We start from the raw sequence: 2,850 nt of genomic DNA, 5'->3' as shown, positions 1-2,850 counted from the left end.
AAGGATGTGCGGCGCCTGGACCGGGTGATCATCCGGTTCGCGGGGGACTCGGGTGACGGTATGCAGCTCACGGGTGACAGGTTCACCTCGGAGACGGCGTCGTTCGGCAACGACCTTTCCACCCTGCCCAACTTCCCCGCCGAGATCCGCGCGCCCGCCGGGACCCTGCCGGGCGTGTCGTCGTTCCAGCTCCACTTCGCCGATCATGACATCCTCACCCCGGGTGATGCGCCGAACGTGCTGGTGGCGATGAACCCGGCCGCGCTGAAGGCGAACATCGGTGATCTGCCGCGGGGTGCGGAGATCATCGTCAACACCGACGAGTTCACCAGGCGCGCGCTGCAGAAGGTGGGCTACGAGGCCTCTCCGCTGGAGGACGGCTCGCTGGACGGCTACAGCCTGCACCCGGTGCCGCTGACCACGCTGACGGTTCAGGCGCTGAAGGAGTTCGAGCTGTCCCGCAAGGAGGCCGAGCGCAGCAAGAACATGTTCGCGCTGGGTCTGCTGTCGTGGATGTATCACCGGCCGACGGAGGGGACCGAGAGGTTCCTTGAGTCGAAGTTCGCCAGGAAGCCGGAGATCATGAAGGCGAACATCGCGGCGTTCAGGGCGGGCTGGAACTTCGGTGAGACGACGGAGGACTTCGCCGTCTCCTACGAGGTCGCCCCGGCCGCCGCCGCGTTCCCGACCGGCACCTACCGCAACATCTCCGGCAACCTCGCCCTGGCGTACGGGTTGATCACGGCCTCGCAGCAGGCGGACCTGCCGCTGTTCCTGGGCTCGTACCCGATCACTCCGGCGTCGGACATCCTGCACGAGCTGTCGAAGCACAAGAACTTCGGTGTGCGTACCTTCCAGGCGGAGGACGAGATCGCGGGGATCGGTGCGGCGCTGGGCGCGGCGTTCGGGGGCTCGCTGGCGGTGACGACCACCTCCGGCCCCGGTGTGGCCTTGAAGTCGGAGACGATCGGGCTGGCGGTGTCGTTGGAGCTGCCGCTGCTGGTGGTGGACATCCAGCGCGGCGGCCCGTCGACGGGGCTGCCGACCAAGACGGAGCAGGCGGATCTGCTGCAGGCGATGTTCGGCCGCAACGGTGAGGCACCCGTGCCGATCGTCGCCCCCCGCACCCCGGCGGACTGCTTCGACGCAGTCCTGGAGGCAGCCCGGATCGCGCTGGCCTACCGCACTCCGGTGATGCTGCTGTCGGACGGCTATCTGGCCAACGGCTCGGAGCCGTGGCGGATCCCGGACCTGGAGGAGCTGCCCGACCTCACCGTCCAGTTCGCCTCCGGCCCCAACCACACCCTGGAGGACGGCAGCGAGGTGTTCTGGCCCTACAAACGCGATCCCGAGACGTTGGCGCGGCCGTGGGCTCTGCCGGGCACGCCGGGGCTGGAGCACCGTATCGGCGGGATCGAGAAGCAGGACGGCACCGGGAACATCTCCTACGACCCGGCCAACCACGACTTCATGGTCCGCACCCGCCAGGCCAAGATCGACGGCATCACCGTCCCGGACGTGGAGGTCGACGATCCGCACGGCGCGAGGACGCTGGTGCTGGGCTGGGGCTCGACCTACGGGCCGATCACGGCCGCGGTACGGCGGCTGCGGGCGGCCGGCGAGGACATTGCCCAGGCCCACCTGCGCCACCTCAACCCCTTCCCCGCCAACCTCGGCGAAGTCCTCAACGCTTACGACAAGGTGGTGATCCCCGAGATGAACCTCGGCCAGCTCGCCACCCTCATCCGCGCCAGATACCTCGTCGACGCCCACTCCTACAACCAGGTCAACGGCATGCCGTTCAAGGCGGAACAGCTCGCCACGGCTTTGAAGGAGGCCATCGATGACTGACGCCGGCAACCGGCTGCTGCAACTGGTCCCCAAGGCCGAGGCCAGACAGTCGATGAAGGACTTCAAGTCCGACCAGGAAGTGCGCTGGTGCCCCGGCTGCGGCGACTACGCCATCCTCGCCGCCGTCCAGGGCTTCATGCCCGAACTCGGCCTGGCCAAGGAGAACATCGTCTTCGTCTCCGGCATCGGCTGCTCCTCCCGCTTCCCGTACTACATGAACACCTACGGGATGCACTCCATCCACGGCCGCGCCCCCGCCATCGCCACCGGCCTGGCCACCAGCCGCCGGGACCTGTCGGTATGGGTGGTCACCGGCGACGGCGACGCCCTGTCCATCGGCGGCAACCACCTCATCCACGCCCTGCGCCGCAACGTCAACCTCAAGATCCTGCTGTTCAACAACCGGATCTACGGCCTGACCAAGGGCCAGTACTCCCCCACCTCCGAACTCGGCAAAATCACCAAGTCCACCCCGATGGGCTCCCTCGACGCCCCCTTCAACCCGGTGTCCCTCGCCATCGGCGCGGAGGCCTCCTTCGTCGCCCGCACCCTCGACTCCGACCGCAAACACCTCACCGAGGTCCTGCGCCAGGCGGCCGACCACCCGGGCACCGCACTGATCGAGATCTACCAGAACTGCAACATCTTCAACGACGGCGCCTTCGACGCCCTCAAGGACAGCCAGCAGGCCCAGGAAGCACTCATCCGCCTGCAGCACGCACAGCCGATCCGCTTCGGCCCCGACAACGCCCGCGGAGTCGTACGCAACCGGGCCACCGGCGACCTGGAGGTCGTCACCGTCACCGCGGACAACGAGGCCGACATCCTCGTCCACGACGCCCACGCCACCTCCCCCACCACCGCCTTCGCCCTCTCCCGCCTCGCCGACCCCGACACCCTGCACCACACCCCCATCGGCGTCTTCCGCTCCGTCGACCGCCCCGTCTACGACACGGCCATGGCCGACCAACTCGACACCGCCATCGAGCAGAAGGGCAA

The 2,850-nt window shown here is 68.1% G+C and carries 2 protein-coding genes; both read left to right on the top strand.

Going from position 1 to position 2,850, the window contains the following annotated elements:
- Nucleotides 1-1,851: 2-oxoacid:acceptor oxidoreductase subunit alpha (locus LMU33_RS40640; protein WP_228627108.1), on the top strand; the 1,851-nt coding region annotated here is incomplete at its 5' end.
- A partial coding sequence (locus LMU33_RS40635; RefSeq protein WP_228627106.1) for a 2-oxoacid:ferredoxin oxidoreductase subunit beta occupies nucleotides 1,844-2,850 on the top strand: 1,007 nt, incomplete at its 3' end. The genes LMU33_RS40640 and LMU33_RS40635, both read left to right, overlap by 8 nt.

Source organism: Streptomyces barringtoniae, from assembly GCF_020819595.1.
In the GTDB taxonomy this organism is placed as follows: domain Bacteria; phylum Actinomycetota; class Actinomycetes; order Streptomycetales; family Streptomycetaceae; genus Streptomyces; species Streptomyces barringtoniae.
Note: the sequence above shows the minus strand (reverse complement) of the source record. Positions and strands in the feature narration are given on the sequence as shown.